Consider the following 3,444-nt stretch of genomic DNA (forward strand, 5'->3'; position numbering starts at 1 on the left):
GCTACCTTTAAACCCTCGTTGTTCTTTTTTAATTTTATAGAAGGAATATATGACAGAATATTCACCCGATTAAGTCGGGTAGCTAATCAAGATGATTGACTTTCAGAAATGGTTTTAATGCAACGCTAGTGATAAAGTAGATAACTTAAATGCTGTGGAAAAATTGAAATCCACGGAGATAAAACAGAATAAAACAGGGCATTCTAGTATATTGGGTGCAGGTAGTGGTCTTTTTTTGGCACTTTTTTTAAAGCCCTTATCTGATTACCTTTCAATTCCCGGCAGTCCATTAACCAACTCTGTGATTTTACTAATTATTGTGTTATTCATGTTTGTCCTATGTGTGTCTGTAAATAATATGCTTAAAAATAAACTATATAACATTGTTAATCTTAAGAGGTTATCAACTTATAAATTATGGATTAAACCTAAGTCCATTAAACATTTTTTCCAAATTGTGGCTATTTATTTTTTCTTTTTGGCATTAACCGTATTGTTCTTTGTGATGTCTATTAAAGATCCAGATGTCATAACGCTAATTTTTACAATGATAGCTATGTTTTTTTATTGCTTTGCAGTGTCGGTCCAGTGACAATGGGCACTACTACCGTGAAATTCAAGTGTAGTAGTGAAACAGCAGTTTAAATTGAATGATACAGGTGTGTTTTCAATTGTAAAAGAAAGATAGAAGAAAGATACTAAAAATAAGAAAAATCAGGAGGGGATATTCATGTTACCAATTGGGTCAATCGTATATCTGAAAAAAGGAACGGACAAACTGATGATCTTAAACAGAGGCCCTATTCTTCCATTGGGGGAAACGGAAGAAAAAGGGATATGGTATGACTACTCGGGATGTTTTTATCCACAGGGACTGGATCCTAATAATGTATTCTACTTTAATGAAGAAAATATAGACGAAATTGTATTTGAAGGTTTCAAAGACGATGAAGAAGAACGTTTCCAAAAGATCTTTCATGACAGGTTAAAAGGAAATAAAGCAAACATCAAAAAGGGATCTGTTACTAGGCCGTTGGAATAAAACAAAATGGATATTAAAAAGAACCATATGATCGATATGCTTCTTTTGTTTAGGATTTACATTATAATAGAGTTGTAGCTTTGCGCTGGAATTGTTTATCTGTGGTTGCAACGTTATTCCAAGGTGCTGCTAATTAGGTGTTGATCAGATTAACTGATTATGAACAGCTGCTTGATCAAGTGAAAGAAGTGGTATTATCCTTTGAACCAAATGAAAAAGCGATGATTTGAGAAGAATTTTTGGAAGATGATGTGACATCTGGACTTGAAAAGATAGAAGATATGACTGTTAACCTGACAGATGAGGCAAGTAGTATTCGAGATATTGTGGTCTTGCTAAATTGGATGATAAGGAATTTTTACATAATGTCCAATGTGGAAAAAACAGTTAAGGAATTTCACGAGTTAGATGATTCGCATTGGGATCAGCTGAAAAATAGCATGAGTTCCCATTTTTAGTCAAATTTATGAAGGAAACCAATCGGAGCCGGAGATGTATTGAAACGACTGTATATCCCTTGAATTGTTGGACGCACGAACGGAATAAAATAACGAAACATATGGTATATACTTTCCGCGCATTACATAATAATGAGATAATATATTTTATACGAAGTTAATTTTTAACAGCCTATTGAAAGCGTTATCTAACATTCTGTATAATACTATTGAAGAGTAATTTTATTCGGATAATACTATGATGCTATAGGTATCCGAAAATAGGGGGGATTTTAGATGTCTGATTATACGTACCAAATGCTGGCCATCGTTATTTATCTTGTTGGCATGTTAGTGATTGGATGGTATGCATATCGTCGTACTAGCAACCTAACAGACTATATGCTTGGAGGAAGGTCACTCGGCCCAGCAGTAACGGCGTTAAGCGCAGGTGCCGCAGATATGTCAGGTTGGCTGCTGATGGGGCTTCCTGGGGCTATTTACTTTTCAGGGCTAAGTGAAGCGTGGATGGCCATCGGTTTGACAATTGGCGCCTATTTAAACTGGTTATTTGTTGCACCAAGATTGCGTGTTTATACGCAGGTATCCAGCGATTCGATTACCATTCCGAGTTATTTAGATAGCCGATTAAAAGATAACTCGAAAATTCTTCGTGTTGCTTCTGGTTTAATTATCCTCGTGTTCTTTACGTTTTATGTTTCATCGGGGATGGTTGCCGGCGGTGTGTTTTTTGAAAGTTCTTTCAACATGAATTATCATGGCGGGCTTTTGCTTGTTTCTACTGTTATTATTCTATATACATTGTTTGGCGGATTTCTGGCGGTAAGTTACACGGACTTTGTGCAAGGCTTAATTATGTTCTTGTCCCTCATCATTGTACCGCTTTTTGGATTCTTCCTGACGGGTGGATTTTCAGAAACAGCCGATTCGATCCGTACAGTTAATCCAGATGCATTCAATTTTTTGAAAGGGGTTTCAGCAGCTGCGATTATTTCCTCAGTAGCATGGGGACTAGGCTATTTCGGGCAGCCCCATATCATTGTCCGGTTTATGGCCATTAAATCCGTTAAGGAAACCAAACAGGCAAGAAGAATTGGAATTGGCTGGATGATTTTAAGCCTTTTGGGTGCATCAACTACTGCATTAGTAGGTATTGCATATTTTCAGCAGCATCCGGAAGCATCTTTAACCGATCCGGAAGCGGTTTTTATCGCTCTTGGTCAAATCATTTTCCATCCATTTATTGCTGGTATCTTATTGGCAGCGGTACTTGCGGCGATTATGAGTACGATTTCTTCACAGCTAATTGTTACATCATCCGCATTGATTGAAGATTTATACAAAGCCGTCATTAAAAAAGATGATGATGATAAAAAATATGTTCTGTATGGCAGGATAGCGATTTTAATTGTGTCGCTTGTTGCAATGTACTTCGCCTGGGAAAAGAATAGTACCATCCTGGATCTTGTCAGTTTTGCCTGGGCAGGCTTTGGGGCAGCATTTGGCCCAACAATATTGCTTTCCTTGTATTGGCGGAAAATCAATTCAATTGGTGCACTTTCCGGTATGGTGGTTGGTGCAGTAACAGTAATGGTTTGGGGAAATATCGATGCCCTGTCCGGTACATTGTACGAAATTGTACCAGGCTTCATTTTAAACCTGATTGTCACAATGTTGGTAAGTACGTTGACACATAAACCAAACCAAGCGATTGACAAGGAGTTTGATGAAGCACTAGAATTGTTGCATAAAGAGAGATAAGTATATACACGGGGAACTTGGACTCCTTTTTGGGAAGCATATAACTTAGTTGGAAGAAAATAATTGTGCATTTAACTTATCTTTTGATGCTTTTTGCTATAAAACGGTTCCGATCATAAGAAACATACTAAGATTAGTGGGTAAGGTCATCGACGGGTGACTTTACCCACTATTTCTTTTTTT

Annotated in this window: 3 protein-coding genes and 1 pseudogene; all 4 read left to right on the top strand. The window is 37.1% G+C overall.

Features of this window, described 5'->3' with window-relative positions:
• Window positions 1-145: 145 nt before the first annotated feature.
• Window positions 146-592 (top strand): annotated as a pseudogene (locus ABRT01_RS17945) (DUF443 family protein); the annotation flags it as partial.
• Window positions 593-730: 138 nt separating this feature from the next.
• Complete coding sequence (locus ABRT01_RS17950) at window positions 731-1,042, top strand: DUF4176 domain-containing protein (protein ID WP_367749111.1); 312 nt, start codon at window positions 731-733, stop codon at window positions 1,040-1,042.
• Window positions 1,043-1,281: 239 nt separating this feature from the next.
• Window positions 1,282-1,500, top strand: a complete 219-nt coding sequence (locus ABRT01_RS17955) for a hypothetical protein (protein WP_367749113.1) — start codon at window positions 1,282-1,284, stop codon at window positions 1,498-1,500.
• Window positions 1,501-1,776: 276 nt separating this feature from the next.
• Window positions 1,777-3,261: a sodium/proline symporter PutP gene (gene putP / locus ABRT01_RS17960; RefSeq protein WP_367749116.1), complete on the top strand. Its 1,485-nt coding sequence runs from the start codon at window positions 1,777-1,779 to the stop codon at window positions 3,259-3,261.
• The last annotated feature ends 183 nt before the right edge of the window (window positions 3,262-3,444 follow it).

It is taken from the genome of Lentibacillus sp. L22 (assembly GCF_040812445.1).
Lineage (GTDB): Bacteria > Bacillota > Bacilli > Bacillales > Amphibacillaceae > Lentibacillus_C > Lentibacillus_C daqui.